Genomic DNA, 18,170 nt, shown 5'->3' on the forward strand with positions numbered 1-18,170 from the left:
GGGAGTATTTACTAAATCATGGAAATTTAAAAATTTTAATGGGTAACCCATTAAAATTAATAACATCTTACGATTGAACAATTCTTATATTGCGAGCCAAATGAATTGTCTTTATGAATTATATAGATATTATCCTTGCGGTACTTTTGCTTTGGGGATTAATTCGGGGGTTTAGTAAAGGATTGTTTTCTTCTTTAGCTTCGCTGATCGCGCTTGTGGTAGGTTTATACATTGCCGTACACTTTTCTGAAGTAGTTGGTTCTTACTTTTTTCCAAATACAGCAGAGGATAATCATACTGCCATAAAATTAGCATCCTTTGCTATCACTTTTGTCATTGTTATTATTTTGGTCACTTTAGCCGGAAAAATTTTGACTAAGATAGCGGATTTTGCTTCTTTAGGAATTGTAAATAAACTTCTGGGTGCCGCCTTCGGAATTTTAAAAATGGCTTTTATTGCTAGTGCCATTTTAATGCTGGTAGATGCGGGAAACCGGTCTTTACAATTTTTTAAACAAGAAACCCTGGACGAATCTTATCTTTATGAACCCGTACGTAAAATTGCCCCTATGATTCTACCGAAGATCATGAGAAAATCAGATCGTGAAAATGTAGAGGAATCAAATCTTATTTAACTGACTGTACCTGGAGTTGAATAGTACTCAGGCATTCATCAAAGTTTTGAAAAATACGTTCGTCTGATACCAAATCCGGAATAATATCAATAGAAGTCATCATATACCTAGGTTGTTGTTGTAAACCAATAATATACGTCAGTACTTCTTTTTGTTTTAGTGAAAAAAGAATTTCTTCCAGCACGTATAACCCGGACTGGTCCATATAAGGAACGTTGTCCATTCGTATAATTACAGCAGCAACTTTTTCAGGAATTTGAGAAGCCAGTACCTGAATTTCCTTGCTGGCGCCAAAAAATAAGGGACCGTTTAAGTGCTTTATCACAATATCTTCCCTAAGATGATTCGGCAAACTTTTTTCGTCTGTCCATAAATCTTCATTTAAGTCATGTAACCGGTTTATTTTAGAAGCCGTTGCGGTATAGTCGCCCATCTTTTTCATAAAAACCAAAGCTGCTAGTACCAAGCCAACGCCTACGGCATATACCAAGTTCCAAAAAACGGAAAGTATAAGGACAATCAGCATAATAGCAACTTCGATTTTAGGCATATGCGGAATTGCTTTTAGACCTTTATAATCCATTACGCCAAAGCCTACGGTTATTAAGATGCCTGCTAGTACCGCAGCCGGAATTTGAGAAGCTACCGGTCCTAAGGCAAGTAAAATAACCAGTAAAAGCAACCCTGCTATAATCCCAGACAACTTTGTCCTACCCCCAGCATTTATATTAACTACGGTTCGAATAGTAGCTCCTGCCCCTGGAATTCCTCCGAACAACGCAGCGACACTATTTCCAATACCTTGTCCTACCAATTCTCTATTTGGTTGATGCCTGGTTTTGGTCATATTATCGGCAATTACTGAGGTTAATAAAGAATCTATACTTCCTAGAAAAGCAAGGGATAAGGAGGTTAATAAATAAGGCGAAATTAATCCAAAATCGAAATTGGTGAAAATGGATACATTAGGTACTGGAAACCCTCCTGGTATTTCCTGGATCGGACGGTATTCTAAATTCATAAAATAAGCAACCCCAGATACCAGGATCAATGCTACTAACGTACTGGGTATGGCCGTAGTAACCCTCTTAAATCCATAAATAATCAATATGGTTGCCAGACATAATATAAGTTCTAACCAGTTGATATATTGGATTGACCTAGGCAATATTTTCAGGGTACCTAACACCCCGGAAGTTTTAGCTGCTGCGACAGATTTAGCTTCTTTTAGAATTTCATCTGGGTTTATATTTTCTGTTTGAGATAAGGTTTTTCTTAGATCTTCTACTACAAAAATATTATCTATGTTTTCTTCTTTTATGGTTCGGTTAAGAATACGCTCTTCTCCTTGTGGTAAGTAGTTATTAATAAGTTCAGTATCTTCCTTTGGGTAATATCCTATTGCCGGTAGTATTTGGGTAATTAAAATCATAATCCCAATTGCCGTCATAAACCCGGAAACTACGGGTTGGGGCATAAATTTAATATATTTACCGATACCAACCGCACCTAATCCAATCTGGATCAAGCCTGCCACTAAGAAAATCGTTAAAATAGCAGGTAACGCTTTTTCTATATCTCCTTCATTTGCTGCAATAATTCCGGCAATTACCAGTGTACTTACGGCAGTCATCGGAGCAGTAGGCCCGGATATTTGCGTGGCTGTTCCCCCAAAAATAGCGGCAAACAAGCCAATAAAAATAGCTCCGTACAACCCTGCAGAGGGACCCAATCCTGAAGAAACTCCAAAAGCCAAGGCTAGCGGTAGTGCTACGATTCCGGCAGTCAAACCTCCAAAAAAATCTCCTTTTAAATTAGAAAATAAACCTTTCATAAATGGTTAGTTAGCCTTTGATAGTTTGTAAATTTACTATTGTAAAATCCGTCAGTTCGAGTGCTTCGACCGAAGGAAGAAGTGTGCTTCAACCAGTTCAGCAGAACTATCGAGAACAAGGGTTTTAGTCAAAAAACTATTCTCGATATCCTCGATCGAGTCAAGGACAAGTTGTTTTTTCCTCATTTTATTACGAAAAAACACTCGAATTGACGCTTTTTTCTAATTATGTTATAGTTATGAATTAGTTGATAACTAAAATAGAAAGCTTTCTTTCTATGTATGTACTCAATCAAAGAAAGTACTACGCTTCAAAAAAGGTAACCTTACCCGAACTGATATCGTACATTCCTCCAATTAATAGGATTTCGTTATGTTCTTCCATTTCTTTTAAAACCTGACTTCTCGTTCGGATATTATCTAATGTGAGTTGAACATTCTTTTTTGCCACTTCATCGACAAATTTCAGGTTGCCCGAGTTTCTTTGTGAAGCTTCAGAAGGTTCTTTTACTGCAACTACAGCTGGTTTAATTTTAGAAAGTAAGGCGGTTAAATTTCCCATCTGTGCGTTATCGCAGGCTCCTTTTACCGCTCCACAACTGGTATGACCTAGCACCACGATAATTTTAGTTCCAGCCAATTTACAGGCAAACTCCATACTACCCAGCATATCTTCGTTTACAATATTACCCGCCACCCTGGCACTAAAAATATCCCCGATTCCCTGGTCAAAAATAAGTTCTGAAGATACCCGGGAATCGATACAACTGAGTACGGTAGCAAACGGATATTGTCCTCTGCTCGTATCTTTCATTTGATCTAAGAGGTCTTTATCTTCTTTTTTATTTTCAACAAAACGTTGGTTTCCTTCTTTTAATAAGGTCAAGGCTTTATCCGGTGATATAGAAGCCTGAACTTCCTTAGTATATGCTTTTCTCATTAGATGGGTTCTGTTAATTTAGGTTTCATAAAAAATTCAATATAACTATCTGGGTTTTTTACTTCTCCTCGTTCGGATATTAAATGAATGGTAATATTTCTACTTTTAGCTTTTTCAGAGAAATCTTCCAGAATCTCGATAATATCGTAGTCCAGGAACTTCGTTTTCCGCACGTCCAAAGTTAAAACAGTATTTTCAGGCAATGTATCCAATTCCTTCAAAATAGCGCCTTTATTAAAAAAAGTAACCTGTTCTGCCAGGGTCATATTGATCCTATGTACGCCGTCACTTTTATCCTGAATATGAAGAAAGTGAGAATTTTGGTAACTTTTGATAAGAATAACCACAATACCTACTAGCAAGCCCAATCCAATTCCTACTAACAAATCTGTAAAAACAATCCCTACTACGGTTACAATAAATGGAACAAACTGTTTCCAACCCAGTTGATACATAGTTTTAAATAAGGCAGGTTTTGCTAATTTATACCCTACAATAAATAAGATAGCTGCTAATACGGAAAGTGGGATTTTATTTAATAATCCGGGTATTAAGATTACTGAAATTAATAATAAAAAACCGTGAAGGATAGCCGCCATTTTAGTTTTTCCGCCGGATTGAATGTTGGCTGAACTACGAACAATCACCTGAGTTACCGGCAATCCACCTATTAATCCGGATAAAATATTACCGGTTCCCTGGGCAAGTAACTCCCGGTTAGTAGGGGTCACTCCTTTTTCAGGGTCTAGTTTATCTGTTGCTTCTACGCAAAGTAAGGTTTCCAGACTGGCAACTAACGCAATGGTAAATCCGGTTACCCAAATTTGAGGGTTTGTAATTGCCGAAAAATTGGGAAAACTGAACTGTCCTAAAAAAGAACTAAGGTTATCCGGAATAGGAACGCTTACTAAATGCTCGGGTGAAATCCCCCAGGTGTCCGAGGATTGCGTAGTTAAATAAAAAATAATACCAACGACTACGGCTACCAGCGGACCTTGAATTAACTGAAAAATCCTGCCTTTTTTTACCAGTACGTTAGACCATAATAACAATATTCCCAGAGAGATCAACGCAATTAAGGTTGCTCCCGGGCTAATATAATTGACCGAATTTAATATTTCTGAAAAGGTATTTTGACCATCTACCTGAAGAAACGAAAAATCTCCTTCCGGATCCTTATCATAGCCAAAGAAATGAGGGATTTGTTTTAAAATAATGATAATCCCAATCCCGGTTAGCATTCCTTTAATTACCGAAGAGGGAAAATAATATCCGATGATCCCTGCTTTTAAAACTCCAAATAATATTTGAATAATGCCTCCAAGTACCACGGCCACCAGAAAATTCTGATAGCCTCCCAAAGTACCTATTGCCGTTAATACAATAGCGGCTAATCCGGCAGCCGGACCACTGACCCCAATTTGTGATCCACTCAAAGCACCTACCACAATACCTCCAATAATACCCGCAATTAATCCTGAAAATAAAGGGGCGCCACTGGCAAGGGCAATACCCAGACATAAAGGCAATGCGACAAAAAAGACCACAATACTTGCCGGAATATCACTTTTTAAGTGTTTAAACATTTTATTTAATTTTTAGTAAAAAATGATATTAAATATTAGCAAGATGTATCATTTCTTTGCAAGAAACTAAAAATAATAGTAATACTATCACGAATGCGTTAATGATTTGTAAAAATGTGAGGTTGTGCTGTGTTTCGTGTTTACATGTATTTTGATTTAACTATAAAAGACCTTAGAATTATACAAAGACTTTATCCTACAATATTTACAATTTTTCCGGGAACAATAATTACTTTTTTAGGGGCTCGACCGGAAAGTTGTTGTTGGGTTTTTTCATGTTGCATTACCGCTGCTTCTATTTGATCTTTGGTTAAATCCAGTGATAATTCCATCTCAAAACGTTTTTTACCGTTAAAGGAAACCGGATAGGTTTTAGTACTTTCCTGTACAAATTTTGCGTCATATATCGGAAACGGAGCGGTCGCAATGGATTGTTGATGTCCGAATTTACTCCATAATTCTTCACTAATATGCGGGGCATAGGGTGATAAAAGAATTAAAAGGGGTTCTAAAACAGATTTGGAATAACATTTAGCTGCCGTTAATTCGTTTACCGCAATCATAAAGGTACTTACGGAAGTATTGAAAGAGAAGTTCTCAATATCATCCTGTACTTTTTTAATGGTTTTATGTAATATTTTAGCCCCCTCTTTTTCCTCGGCAATTGTTGTATCTATGGTATAAAAGCTTCCTTTTTCACCGGAATGGTAGAGTTTCCATAGTTTTTTCAGGAAATTATGTACGCCCGTAATTCCGGCGGTATTCCAGGGTTTGGCTTGTTCTAGCGGTCCTAGAAACATTTCATATAAACGTAAGGTATCCGCACCGTATTGCTCGCAAATATCATCGGGGTTAACGACGTTATATTTGGATTTGGACATTTTTTCGACTTCGCGGGATACTATAAAATCCCCTCCCGGCCTCCCCGAAGGAGAGGAGTCTATTTCTTTATAGATCTCACCATTATCTAGAATAAATTCGGCATTTTTAAACTCTGGACGCCACAATCTAAAAGCCTCAATATCAAGTGCGTTTGTAGTTCCTTTTAATAAGGACGTATCAACATGAATCTTATAATACTTGAAAGAAGTTATCATGATTTTCCCCTTTAAGTTCATTTCTTTAACTTCCTTCGAAACTAAATTTTGAACTTTAGTAGTTAGTTTTTCACGAATATAATTATGTTGTATCTCTTCTTTATTTCGAGGTTTATTATAGTGTTTTCTGAAGATCTTCATTAAATCATAGGAGTAAAGCCTATTTTCTATGATGTTATATTTATTTCTTAAAGTTTCTAACTTTTTGTTGTCTTCAGTTGAAAGTTTTAATTCTGGATTGATAAAACCTCCAAAATTAACTCCTATTTGATGAATAAAAGCACTCTCCCCCAAAATCATCCCCTGATTAATCAACTTTTTAAAAGGTTCACGAACCGGAACGATTTCGCGATCGTATAAAAATTTAGTCCAAAACCGTGAGTATAATAAATGCCCGGTGGCATGTTCGCTTCCACCAATATATAAATCGACGTTTTGCCAATAATCCAAGGCTTCTTTGGATGCAATTTCGTTGACATTTTTTGGATCCATATATCTAAACAGGTACCAGGAGCTTCCTGCCCAACCTGGCATGGTGTTTAATTCTAAAGCCCCACCTTTTCTATCTGGAGAAGAGATATTTTCAAATTCTTTTTTACTTACTATTTTACCGGTTCCGTCTTTTTCTAACCAATACCATTCTTTTGCCCTGCCTAAAGGGGGTTCCCCGGTTTCGGTGGGGAGGTATTTTTCAATTTCCGGTAGTTTTATGGGTAAATGCTCTTTGGCAATCATTTGTGGCATTCCGTCTACATAATAAACCGGGAAAGGTTCGCCCCAATAGCGTTGTCGGCTAAAAACTGCATCCCGTAGTCGATAATTGATTTGGCGTTCGCCCTGTCCTAATACTTTTAAAGTTTCAATAGCCACCCGATTGGCTTCTTTATAATCAAGATCATCTAGGAAATCGGAGTTAGTGATGATGGTGTTTTGTTTATCGGTATAGGCTTCTTTGGAAATATCAACATCTTTAAAAATATTAAAGATAGGTGGCATCCCCGGTTGGTTTTTAAAATGATTGGCAAAGTCATAATCCCGTTGATCTCCGCAAGGTACCGCCATTACTGCCCCGGTTCCGTATCCTGCTAATACATAATCTCCAATCCAAATCGGAACGGGTTTTTTAGTAAAAGGATGCTCGGCATAAGCCCCGGTAAATACCCCACTGATTGTTTTTACATCTGCCATTCGTTCGCGTTCGCTACGTTTTGCTGTAGCTTCCACATAAGCTTCTACGGCTTCTTTTTGTTCAGGTGTAGTGATTTTAGCCACCAGTTCATGTTCCGGAGCCAAAGTCATAAACGTCACTCCAAAAATGGTATCCGGGCGGGTGGTGAAAACTTCTATCTCAAGTTTAGAGTGAGGAGTTAAGAGTTCAGAGTTACTTAACTCATCACTCATAACTCTGAACTTAACCAGCGCTCCCACAGACTTACCGATCCAGTTGGTTTGGGAATCTTTTAGGGGTTGTGGCCAGTCGATGGTTTGAAGGTCTTGTAACAGGCGTTCGGCATAGGCGGTAATGCGCATACTCCACTGGGTCATCTTTTTTCTTACCACCGGATAGCCCCCGCGTTCCGAAACTCCGTTGACAATTTCATCGTTGGCTAGTACGGTACCCAGTTGCGGACACCAGTTTACTTCAGTTTCGGCTAGATAGGTGAGCCTATATTTTAATAATAGTTGTTGTTGTTCTTTTTCGGTGTATTGATTCCATTCTTCGGCGGGGAATTTTGAAATATTTTCATCGCAAACCGCATTTACAGTGGTATTTCCTTCCTTTTTAAAAACGGTGATTAATTCGGCAATAGGCCGGGCTTTATCGGTTGTATTATCATACCAGGAATCGAAGAGTTGAATAAAGATCCATTGGGTCCATTTATAATACTCCGGATCACTGGTTTTTACCTCGCGACTCCAGTCAAATGAAAATCCGATTTTATCTAATTGTTCACGGTACCGGGCAATGTTTTCTCGAGTAGTTACGGCAGGATGTTGCCCGGTTTGGATAGCGTATTGCTCCGCCGGTAAACCGAAGGAATCGTAGCCTTGCGGGTGTAAGACATTAAACCCCTGGTGGCGTTTGTAACGAGCGTAGATATCACTGGCAATGTACCCTAAGGGATGCCCAACGTGCAATCCTGCCCCGGAAGGATACGGAAACATATCTAGTACGTAGAATTTTTCTTTTTCGCTTTGATTTTCAGCTTTAAAGATTTGGTGTTTTGCCCAGTATTTTTGCCATTTGGATTCTATCTCCCTAAAATCGTAACTCATGCCTGTCATTCCTGTTTTTTAAGAAGGCAAATGTACTAAAACTGAAAGGGATATTGAAGGTTTTGCGTTTGGTTTGTAAAGGTGGGTTTTGGTTATTCTTATGAGGGTTATATTTATATAATTCTGTTTTTAGGGTGGAGATTTGAGAGTCAGGAAACAGGATTGCTGCGCTTTTGGACTCAGGTGCGAGGAAACGGGATCGCTGACGCTTCTAGACTCAAGAAACAGGAGTCATGACTCGTTTTGAGCAAAGTTTTGAAAATTGAGACTATTAAAATTATACTAGACTTTTCTTGCTTTTTCTTCCATAGGTTTTAGGCAGTGGTAGATAAAATTATTGACCGGGGTTGCAATATGTAGACGTTCTCCTTCACGTACGATATACCCATTAAAATTATCTAATTCTGAAGGTTTGCCCTGCATTAAGTCCCGCTGGGTAGAAGCCGTGGCTCCTTCGGGTTGTTTACTGATAAAATTCATGGTAGTTGCAACTATATTTGAAGGTAAACCGATGTCTTTTGCCTGGCTAATTTCATAAATTTCTTCGGCGGTTTGTTTTAATAAGGTACGTAATTTTACGTTTTGATACATTTGCTGAATGGGCGTTCGGGTTAAGCCTCCTAGTCCGCTTACGGTGGCGATAAACATAAATTTAGTCCAGATATCCACCCAAATGTCTTTAGATAGTGTGCATTTAAATCCGCCACTGTTTAAAATAGTATGGATCGTTTTTGCTCTTTCTGAAATAAGCCCTCGTTCTATCTCTCCAAATATAAGTTCGGGAGTATGCCCAAAATGGTTCACCACCCCGGGTTGTTCCAGTTTACTGTACAATTTGCAAAGCCCGCCCATTATGTTCTGTTTGTCCAGGTGTTGTAATAGCTTGTCAACATTATCTGCCCCGTTTTGTAAGGGAATCACTACCGTATTGGGATGAATAACTGTTGCCAGTTCTTTTGCCACTTCGGCGACCTGCCAGGATTTAGTACAGATCAAGACGATATCCGGATGTTGTAAATCACTGATGTTTGGAAATACTTTAAAGTTTTTAGTTATATAAGTTTCTTCAGCAATACTCTTTACCTGTAACCCGTTTGTTTGTAAAACTTTACAACTTTCGCCCCTGGCGATAAAGGTAACTTTCTGACCGGAATGTGCCAGTTTTCCTCCAAAATAAGCGCCTACACCCCCGGCACCGATAACTGCTATGTGCATCTGATCTAAATTTCGGACAAAAATATGATAAGTTGGTAAAAGATTCAAGACCGCTAACGCTTCTAGAATCTAGAACCAAGACTTTATTGTATTTTTTTAAAATATATAAAATGAAAATATAAAGAACCTGTTATGTGTTGCGAAAAAAGCATTTACCAGTCTGCGGACTTGCAGGTCGCTAACGCTGCAAGAATCAAGAATCAGGACTTTATTGTGTTTTATAAAAGTATGTAAAATGAAAATATAAGATTCTTGTTTGTTTAAAAGTAAATAATTATTTACTTTTAATAATGTAGTTAGATTAATTTAGATGAAATGTTCCGAGCTCTATCGTATTTTGACGAAAGACGGTTGGTATGCTATATCTCAAAAAGATTCGCACGTTAAAATGAGGCATAAAACCAAAAATAATACCACTATATTTCCCATCATGGTAGTCAGGAAATGGGTAAGGGTTTAGAGAAGAAAATTTTAAAGGATGCCAGGATTAAAAAAATAAAATGATGTTAAAGAAAAAAACAATACTACTGACAGTAGAAAAAACAAATACAGGATTTTCTGCATTTTCAAAAGATTATCCGATTTTAACAACAGCTACATCCGTACCTGAGCTTATCAATAATGCTTATGAGGCTACCAATTTCTATTTTGAAGAAGAAAAAATAAATCCGGAATCAATCCAAATCAAGTTTGAAATTGATTTTGAACAATTTTTTAAATATTTTAAAGTAATTAATGCAAAGTTCTTAGCAGAAAAAATAGGTATGAATGCATCTTTGTTATCACAATATGTTCAGGGGCATAAAAAACCATCGGCAAAACAAACTGAAAAAATACTTAGTGGTATACATCAAATTGGCGAGGAACTCTCCGGAATAAACCTTTTACAAGTAGTATAGCATCCCTTAATTTTAAAAATGAAGTAAATAGTACGCTATCATTTTAAATGAAATGGAGTAAGTAATCCTAACTTTAGTACTTTTACGTTTCAAATTTGCTTTTATGAGTTCTTCTTTTGAGAAATATCAAAAAAGAAGATTAATTTCTTCTTATTTTTCGGTGGTTATTAGTATTTCCTTGGTACTTTTTTTATTAGGCCTCCTGGGTTTGTTGATTTTAAATACTAAAAAGGTGGCGGATCATTTTAAAGAAAAAATTCCGGTTTCTATTTATTTAAAGGATACGGCAAAGGAGGTTGAAATCAAACAGCTTGAAAAAAGCCTAGCACTGGCAGATTATACAAAATCCACCCAATTTATTTCTAAGGAAGAGGCTGCGGAATCGCTAAGTAAGGAAATCGGAGAGGATTATATGGATTTTTTAGGGTATAATCCGCTACAAAATGCGATTGATGTGTATTTAAAAGCGGATTTTGTAGATGAGGTTAAAATTGAAGAAATTGTAAGCTCTTTACAACAAAAGAATTTTGTAGATGAAGTTGATGTAAGTAAGCCACTTATTTCGCTATTAAATGATAACATTAAAAAGATCAGTTTTTGGGTCTTATTAATTAGCGGCATTTTTACGTTTATAGCCGTGCTTTTGATTAATAGTTCGATTCGGCTTTCTGTTTATTCTAAACGTTTTATTATTAAAACCATGCAAATGGTAGGGGCTACTAAATCTTTTATCCGGAAACCTTTTATCTGGAAATCTATCCGGTTAGGTATCGTAGGGGCTATTGTCGCCATCATTGGCGTAGGTGTGGTGCTTTTTTACCTGGATAAGACTTTTCCGGAATTGTCTTTATTAAAGGATATTCCTCTATTGGTAGGATTATTTTTAGGTGTTTTTGGGATGGGGGTGATTATTACCTGGATCAGCACCTTTTTTGCTACTCAGCGCTTTTTAAACCTCCGAACGGATGAATTGTACTATTAAAATTTAAATTATGCTTATCAATTGGAATCCTGATCCTGAAATTACCCGTTTATTTGGGATACTTCCTATACGCTATTACGGGTTGTTTTTTGTAACAGGCTTACTGTTAGGGGTACAGGTGGTCAAAAAAGTATATAAATCCGAAGGGGTTCCTGTGGCATATTTAGAAACCTTGGCGTCGTATTTGTTTCTAGGAACAATTATCGGGGCAAGGTTGGGACATTGTTTGTTTTATGATTTTGACTATTATGCTGATCATATTCTGGAAATGTTTATTCCTTTTCGAGAAGTGAAGGGTAGTTGGCAATTTACCGGCTTTACCGGATTGGCCAGTCACGGTGGAGCCATTGGCATTTTAGTTGCCATCACTATCTACTGTATAAAATATAAAATGCCGTTCTTAAAAATTATGGATTACTTGAGTATCGGGATTCCGGTAGGTTGTATTTTTATTCGTTTAGGTAATTTTATGAATTCTGAAATTTACGGGAAACCTACAAACGGGGATTATGGAGTGGTTTTTATGCGGGATGATTTGATCCCCAGACATCCAACACAATTGTACGAAGCTTTTTTATATTTGCTAGTTTTTATAACAGTATACTTTTATTACCAAAAGCTTCGCCCTAAATACGACGGCGTTCTTTTTGGGATCTTTTTAATTGGCATGTTTGTTTCCCGCTTTCTAGTTGAATTTTTTAAAGAAAACCAAGTTGCCTTTGAAGATAATATGACCTTAAATATGGGACAATGGTTAAGTATACCTTTTATCGTCATTGGCGTGTTCTTTTTATTTTATAATCAGGTGTTTGGGAAAAATACAGCTGAATTTACTTAAACATAGGTTAAACAATTATATCGATTATTTACAATTTTTCTAATCTCTAGGTGAATCTTTAGTATAAAGTAAAACCCAATTTTATAATAGCACATTCAGAAAATAGCTTAGATTTTTAAAAACAGATGAAATAAGATCCAAGATTTTATTTGTTTAAGATCTTAGATTTTGTTTTTTGTTAGTTTAATGGGAAAATAATATATTTTCGCTCTAGTTTATAATTGCTATTATTTGTATCTTTAATTTATGGATTTAGAAAAGATAAAAGTTGGGATAAGTAAGTTATCTGTTGAAGATCAGGCTTTATTGGCTGTAGAGTTAGAGAAGCTCATCACTAAGGAAAGCTCTTCAATTCAAGTGCAAGCATCTCGTCGTCATATTTTGGACAATAAACAAGGGTGTTGCCCTCATTGTAATCACCCAAAATATGTTCGTTTTGGTATAGATAGAGGAGCACAGCGCTACAAATGTAAGTCCTGTCGCAGGAGCTTTACAGAATATACAGGCACTTGGATGGCTGGTTTACATAAGAAAGATAAAGTAGATGCCTATTTAGCCTTAATGTTAGAAGAAAAGAGTTTGGATAAGATCAAGGAATCTTTGAAAATCAATAAAAAGACTGCATTTGATTGGCGTCATAAAATATTAGCTTCCTTAACGGATACAAATCGGGATGATTTTACTGGAATTACTGAAAGTGATGAAACCTTCTTTTTAAACTCGGAAAAAGGAAAAACTCCTGAAGGGCGTGAATCTAGGAAACGTGGTGGCACCTCTAGTAAAAGAGGTATTAACAAAGATCATGTAGCGGTCATTGTTACACAAGACAGGAGGTCAGGTTTGGATTTGACAGTTGCAACTATGGGGCGTATCAAGAAAAGTGATATACAAAAAGCTATCGGAGACCGAATTAACAAGAACCAGACGATTCTTTGTAGTGATGCCCATGTGAGTTATAAAGGCTTTGCTATAGACCAAAACATAGAACACTATCCATTAAAAGGGAGTATAAAACAACAGGTAAAAGATAAAATATACCATATACAACATGTTAATTCTACCCACAACAGAATAAAAAAATGGATTGATAATGCTTTTTGGGGTTTAGCCACTAAATACCTGCAACAGTACCTAAATTGGTTTAAACTCAAAGAGCAGCTCAAAAACAATAAGGATAAAGCGTTGCTATTTGTGCAATAAACCGTCTTAAATGTTAACGCTATAAAGAATTACAAAAATATTGAAGCACAATATCAAAAACTAATATCAACGCAATTATAAACTAGAGCATATATTTTTAATAGTAATAAAACGCACGTTCCCTATTACTGATTATTTTGTGTTTATCAGGCTGCTGCTAGTTGTGCGGTTCTCTGAATCCTCCTTCCTATTTCTTGGGCATTGGCAGTTTGTATGTAAGCTTCCCTCTAACCGAGTGGCTCTCTTTTTTGTAATTAGTGCTTTTAGTTTTTTTTCGTCTCTATAATTTTTAGGTAGTTTTCCTTTTCTTTTGAAGTCAGTTTTAATTTGATGCTTGGTTACAAAGTTTCTGTTTTTGTTGGTAGCATAGATAGCATTTGCTCCAATAATCCTGGTTTTTCTATGGGTCAGATTTTGTATTTTGTAGATAGTGGATTGTAATCGTGTGCCTTCATTAAAAGCATCAAAGCTGATATGCTCAATAAAATTAATCCCGTCAATTTGAAGTTTGTTTACTTTGGCTCCAAACTCTACCGGTTTTAGATATGTATATAAACTAACAACTTTTAAAACTTAAAATCCAATTTAAGCAGAAAGTATTGAGGCAAAATTTTATTTTCTGAAATTAACTGGTTTGTGTCTCCCACGTAGTACGTAGCAAAAGTATCCGTATTCCAAATATTTCGGGCTAGAAACTTAAGGGTAAGGGCATTTTTTTTAATAACGTATTTAGCGTCAAAGTCAGTAAAATAATATGTGTTATCTCGATTAGAATTTCCAAAAAAATAGCGTTCGTTTGATAGTTTAAAATGAAGTTTTTCACTGACTTCAAAATTCAAATCTAAAAATGACGTATTATTTATATTTGAAACATTTGAATTGACAGAAACTTCCGAAGTAATTGACTTACTACCAATATGAAAATTAAATACTCCATTATAAATTGACCGTATTTCTACTCCGTAATTAAAAGATCTACTCCTAATGTCTCTAAGTTCAGAATTATTTACAATATTTTGGAAATTTGTTTCAGAAATGCCTCCTTTGACCTTAAAATTAATCGATAGTTGTTCTACAAATTTATCTATACTTGTATTCCAGGTATATTGTTCTTTATCATCAAGAATAAAAGTCTCTGATAAACTATAATTGGGCACAATTTCGCTTCTGGAACTTTTATATTGATCGTTCTTTAAATAAAGAAATGTAGAATTGATAAGAAATTCATCACTCCAGTTACCATAAACATAATTTGCAAAGAAAAAAGAATTATTTAATTGTTCAAAATTACCAAGACCTCTGTTAAAATTTCTAAAATTAGTTAATATATATCCGCTTTGTACATCTGAAAAAGAAAAATTCTTTGTTTCATATTCATAAGCGAATGATAACTTATTTTTTTTATTAATAGAGTAATTGAGACCAATCCCAGGAACTACGTAAAATATAGATTCCGAATTATCAGAACTATTTTGATTTACGGTAACAAATAATTGATGTATTTGAAATGACGGTCGTATAACCACTTTTCCTATTTCCCAGCTATATTTTGATTTTAAATATAAATCACTAAAAAGATAATTAAGATTATTGGAAAATAAATTATCGTCCGGAAAACTGGTTTGATTATTATTTTTAAATGACAAAGAACTCTTAAGCTTTGAGTTTGTATTTTGATATCCCAATTTAATATCTAAATTATTCTTGTTGATTTTAGTAATATAATTTCCCTCTAATGCCAAATAATTAAACTTATAATCCACGTTTTGTAAAATAGATTCTATCTCTTCTTCTTCAGGAAACAAGTTTTCAAAAAGAAATTGATCAACTGAAAAATTTTGAGGCTTTTCATCGTAAGTATATCTTCCAGTTATCAATAGGGCACTTTTATCTTTTTGCCTTTTAGTATACGTGATTCTTTGATCAATGAATACGTTATCGGTGTCTAATTGTTTATTTATAGATTCATCATTGAAGGTTAAAGCCTCTCTACTATTTTGCTTACCAATGTTATATTTACTTACATATTCTATCCTACTATCATCATTAATAGAATAGATTCCATCTAATTTTCCAAATCCGGTGAATAGTTTTTTTCTTATTCTCCCTTCTTCGTTGTTAGTAAAACTATCTTCTCCAATTAAATACTGTATGGTGTTAGTATTAAAAAAACTGATTTCATCGGTATTGAAAAAAGCAATCCCTTTAATCTTTAATTTTTCTAATGGATTGTATACTGTATTTAAAGAAGCAAACTCAGAATTATTTAAATTGATACGCTCTTTTTTAAGATCAGGTTGCAAACCTTCAATATTTATAATATCTATGGCTCCAATATCGTCACCAACATATGTTATATCAGAAAAAACATTTGGATTAATAATTTTATAAATATCTCCAATTGCATCTATTCCAGTATTATTTACATTACTAAAAACATAAAATTTGGTGTCTTTATTAAACGAAATAAGATTAAGACGATTCTCATAAAAGTTATCGGTTCCATATCCAAGTGAAGCATTTCCGAATAGTGAGGTTTTTTGACCTTGTTTTAAGGTTAAATTGATAGCTACTTTATCACTATTTTCAATCCCTTTCAATAGTGGATTATCAGAAAATCGTTGGAGGATTTCAACTTTATCAATACTATTAGAATTTAAGTTCTTGGTTAATAAGCTATATCCTTTTTCAAATAAATCATCTCCTTCTATCATTACCTTTTCCACAGCTTTACCTTGCACTTTGATTTGTCCGTCATTATCTACCTCTACCCCAGGTAATTTTTTAAGGATATCTTCAGCAATTTCTTCACTGCCATCAGCAAAACGATTTGCTTTGAAAATTATAGTATCTTTTTTTACGGTGATAGCGGCATTAGCATTTATAATTACCTGATCCAGGGTAAAAGAATCATTTTTCAAAACTATATTTTTTTCAATTGGTTTATTATGATTCTCTAACTTCAAAGGGATAAAAACGTCAGCGTATGATAATCCACTTACTTTGATTACATAACTTCCTAACGAATCAATTTGCATCTTATAAAATCCATCTAAATTACTGTAAGTATATGTAACCGTTTTTGTAGTGTCAGCAGTAAAAAGGACTACATTGGCAAATGAAACCGATTGATTTATTGTGTCCTTTATACTTCCTTGAAGGAAAGTCTGTCCAAAACCTGAATTTGTAATTATTAGAACAAAAAGTAAAAAAATGTTTTTGTTCGATTTTGGTTTTATATAATTTGACCTTATCATAATCATGTTTACTGTATAAAGTCGAATTTTAGATAAATGTTTATCGACAATTACTTATCTAAGTAGTGTTCAATATTAAAAATGTAATTATAATTTATTGCTGAATAAAAGGGGTTTCCTATATAAAACAAAAACTTGGGGAACGAATATTAAAGATTGATGATTAATATTATATAGACCTAACAACAATAAGTAAACTATTTATTCGGAAAAAATTCTAAATGATTTACTTCTGTTTCATTAACTTCAACCGTTGCGCCTCTAGGTAGCTTACCCTTAATTGACTTAACAATTGAGTTTACCAGTTTACCTCTCTTTTCAACATAATTTTTAAGACTTATTGTTTTTCCAGAACGTGATAAATCCTGAATATTCTGACTATGTGGAATATTAATTGACTCAACTAAAAATTCAACCTCTCCTTTACTATCTCGTGCTTCTAGAATAACTCCTGGAAGCCCGTGGAGTTTCCAGGGACCAAAAGGAATTGGAATGCTAGTAGCGTACCAGGCGGTGTAGGAACGACCACGAAATTCACAAGTTGCTTTGGTACTCAATAAATCACCAATATACTTTTGCTGTTCATGTAATGTCCAATTAAGCTTGGGTTTTTTTTCTTTGATTATATACGTTTCCCCTTTTATCCACACAGTTCTCGTGAATAAAGAATCTTTCTCAAAATCAGTTTTATTAATAGTACCTATTGAGTCATTAATATTTACTTTAATACTTACATTTCCTAATTCACCGCTTTCTTCGGTATTTTTTTCGCTCATTTGATCATTCCAAAAGAAAATTGATTGTTTTTGATTAGAAAACAATGTTGATTTATAGTTTTTTGGGGTGCCATCAAGACTAATATTAAAATCATAGACAATTTTGCAATTAGTTTGGATTTCTTGCGAATATGCGTAATAACAAGAAATTAATACTATTACTGTGTTGATTAAATTTTTCATAATTGTTTAAGAAGAGCTTTAATAATTATTAAAGCTCTTCATTTTTTTGTTTAATTTATCGCGTCACTAAGAGATATCCTCGCCTGTCGTGTTAACTCCCTAATTGTTGAAGCAACGCTATCGCAAGGAATATCTTTTGCTGTTAAAGTAACGGAGGCACTCGTGGAAGACACACCTACACTTACTGTAACTGATACATCAACTGTACAAAAATCCTCTAACAAAAGTTGAATTTCTTCAAAGTTATTAAATTCATCTTTAGAAGAAATATCAAGATTAATAACTGTTGTTTCATTTTCGCAACTAGATGTTATAACAAAGTTTGTTCTGTGATTTGAGTCATTCTCAACTGCAAAAGTTGTTCCAGCAAAAGTTGTTCCAGCAAAAGTAAGAAATGCAATAAGTGTTAAAAATAATTTTTTCATTTTATTATAAATTTATTAATTTGTTT

13 protein-coding genes and 1 pseudogene are annotated in these 18,170 nt (G+C 34.8%); 6 read left to right on the plus strand and 8 right to left on the minus strand.

Going from position 1 to position 18,170, the window contains the following annotated elements; translation table 11 throughout:
* Positions 1-113: 113 nt before the first annotated feature.
* A complete protein-coding gene (locus NBT05_RS04300; protein ID WP_265772224.1) occupies positions 114-635 on the plus strand; it encodes a CvpA family protein in 522 nt (173 codons plus the stop codon).
* On the opposite strand, the gene NBT05_RS04305 is transcribed toward NBT05_RS04300, so the two are convergent.
* The 5 genes from NBT05_RS04305 to NBT05_RS04325 form a co-directional block, all read right to left on the minus strand.
* Positions 628-2,469, minus strand: a complete 1,842-nt coding sequence (locus NBT05_RS04305; protein WP_265772225.1) for a SulP family inorganic anion transporter — start codon at positions 2,467-2,469, stop codon at positions 628-630. The genes NBT05_RS04300 and NBT05_RS04305 overlap by 8 nt on opposite strands.
* A 304-nt stretch (positions 2,470-2,773) precedes the next feature.
* Complete coding sequence (locus NBT05_RS04310; protein ID WP_265772226.1) at positions 2,774-3,409, minus strand: carbonic anhydrase family protein; 636 nt, start codon at positions 3,407-3,409, stop codon at positions 2,774-2,776.
* Positions 3,409-4,995: a SulP family inorganic anion transporter gene (locus NBT05_RS04315; RefSeq protein ID WP_265772227.1), complete on the minus strand. Its 1,587-nt coding sequence runs from the start codon at positions 4,993-4,995 to the stop codon at positions 3,409-3,411. Before NBT05_RS04315 ends, NBT05_RS04310 begins: the two co-directional genes overlap by 1 nt.
* A 191-nt stretch (positions 4,996-5,186) precedes the next feature.
* Positions 5,187-8,369 carry a leucine--tRNA ligase gene (locus tag NBT05_RS04320; protein WP_265773206.1) on the minus strand — a complete coding sequence of 1,061 codons (3,183 nt, stop codon included), beginning with the start codon at positions 8,367-8,369 and terminating at the stop codon, positions 5,187-5,189.
* A gap of 282 nt (positions 8,370-8,651) precedes the next feature.
* Entirely contained in the window at positions 8,652-9,584 is a 933-nt protein-coding gene (locus NBT05_RS04325) for a ketopantoate reductase family protein (protein WP_265772228.1), read from the minus strand.
* A 310-nt stretch (positions 9,585-9,894) separates the two neighbouring features.
* Between NBT05_RS04325 and NBT05_RS18435 the strand changes: the two genes are divergently transcribed.
* From NBT05_RS18435 to NBT05_RS04345, 5 genes and pseudogenes are all read left to right on the plus strand, one after another.
* Positions 9,895-10,044, plus strand: coding sequence for a type II toxin-antitoxin system HicA family toxin (locus NBT05_RS18435; protein WP_416346189.1), 150 nt, complete (start codon positions 9,895-9,897; stop codon positions 10,042-10,044).
* Between the two features lie 40 nt (positions 10,045-10,084).
* Positions 10,085-10,483 (plus strand): helix-turn-helix domain-containing protein, encoded by a 399-nt coding sequence (locus tag NBT05_RS04330; protein ID WP_265772229.1) that lies wholly within the window; start codon positions 10,085-10,087, stop codon positions 10,481-10,483.
* Between the two features lie 103 nt (positions 10,484-10,586).
* Positions 10,587-11,465, plus strand: a complete 879-nt coding sequence (locus NBT05_RS04335) for a cell division protein FtsX (protein WP_265772230.1) — start codon at positions 10,587-10,589, stop codon at positions 11,463-11,465.
* Between the two features lie 10 nt (positions 11,466-11,475).
* On the plus strand, positions 11,476-12,303 hold the full coding sequence (gene lgt, locus NBT05_RS04340; RefSeq protein WP_265772231.1) for a prolipoprotein diacylglyceryl transferase: 828 nt from the start codon (positions 11,476-11,478) through the stop codon (positions 12,301-12,303).
* Positions 12,304-12,549: 246 nt separating this feature from the next.
* Positions 12,550-13,584, plus strand: a pseudogene (locus tag NBT05_RS04345) (IS1595 family transposase).
* A gap of 485 nt (positions 13,585-14,069) precedes the next feature.
* On the opposite strand, the gene NBT05_RS04350 reads toward NBT05_RS04345, so the two are convergent.
* The 3 genes from NBT05_RS04350 to NBT05_RS04360 all read right to left on the minus strand — a co-directional run bounded on the left by NBT05_RS04350 (position 14,070) and on the right by NBT05_RS04360 (position 18,144).
* Positions 14,070-16,541 carry a TonB-dependent receptor gene (locus tag NBT05_RS04350; RefSeq protein WP_323670462.1) on the minus strand — a complete coding sequence of 824 codons (2,472 nt, stop codon included), beginning with the start codon at positions 16,539-16,541 and terminating at the stop codon, positions 14,070-14,072.
* Positions 16,542-16,957: 416 nt separating this feature from the next.
* Positions 16,958-17,719, minus strand: a complete 762-nt coding sequence (locus NBT05_RS04355; RefSeq protein WP_265772233.1) for a GLPGLI family protein — start codon at positions 17,717-17,719, stop codon at positions 16,958-16,960.
* A gap of 50 nt (positions 17,720-17,769) precedes the next feature.
* Positions 17,770-18,144 carry a hypothetical protein gene (locus NBT05_RS04360; protein WP_265772234.1) on the minus strand — a complete coding sequence of 125 codons (375 nt, stop codon included), beginning with the start codon at positions 18,142-18,144 and terminating at the stop codon, positions 17,770-17,772.
* Between the last annotated feature and the right edge of the window lie 26 nt (positions 18,145-18,170).

Source organism: Aquimarina sp. ERC-38 (assembly GCF_026222555.1).
GTDB lineage: Bacteria > Bacteroidota > Bacteroidia > Flavobacteriales > Flavobacteriaceae > Aquimarina.

Excerpts from the sequence above, each read along its gene's own strand:
- NBT05_RS04300 (WP_265772224.1), top strand. The coding sequence starts at position 114 with ATGAATTATATAGATATTATCCTTGCGGTACTTTTGCTTTGGGGATTA.
- NBT05_RS04305 (WP_265772225.1), bottom strand. The coding sequence starts at position 2,469 with ATGAAAGGTTTATTTTCTAATTTAAAAGGAGATTTTTTTGGAGGTTTG.
- NBT05_RS04310 (WP_265772226.1), bottom strand. The coding sequence starts at position 3,409 with ATGAGAAAAGCATATACTAAGGAAGTTCAGGCTTCTATATCACCGGAT.
- NBT05_RS04315 (WP_265772227.1), bottom strand. The coding sequence starts at position 4,995 with ATGTTTAAACACTTAAAAAGTGATATTCCGGCAAGTATTGTGGTCTTT.
- NBT05_RS04320 (WP_265773206.1), bottom strand. The coding sequence starts at position 8,369 with ATGAGTTACGATTTTAGGGAGATAGAATCCAAATGGCAAAAATACTGG.
- NBT05_RS04325 (WP_265772228.1), bottom strand. The coding sequence starts at position 9,584 with ATGCACATAGCAGTTATCGGTGCCGGGGGTGTAGGCGCTTATTTTGGA.
- NBT05_RS18435 (WP_416346189.1), top strand. The coding sequence starts at position 9,895 with ATGAAATGTTCCGAGCTCTATCGTATTTTGACGAAAGACGGTTGGTAT.
- NBT05_RS04330 (WP_265772229.1), top strand. The coding sequence starts at position 10,085 with ATGATGTTAAAGAAAAAAACAATACTACTGACAGTAGAAAAAACAAAT.
- NBT05_RS04335 (WP_265772230.1), top strand. The coding sequence starts at position 10,587 with ATGAGTTCTTCTTTTGAGAAATATCAAAAAAGAAGATTAATTTCTTCT.
- lgt (WP_265772231.1), top strand. The coding sequence starts at position 11,476 with ATGCTTATCAATTGGAATCCTGATCCTGAAATTACCCGTTTATTTGGG.
- NBT05_RS04350 (WP_323670462.1), bottom strand. The coding sequence starts at position 16,541 with ATGCAAATTGATTCGTTAGGAAGTTATGTAATCAAAGTAAGTGGATTA.
- NBT05_RS04355 (WP_265772233.1), bottom strand. The coding sequence starts at position 17,719 with ATGAAAAATTTAATCAACACAGTAATAGTATTAATTTCTTGTTATTAC.
- NBT05_RS04360 (WP_265772234.1), bottom strand. The coding sequence starts at position 18,144 with ATGAAAAAATTATTTTTAACACTTATTGCATTTCTTACTTTTGCTGGA.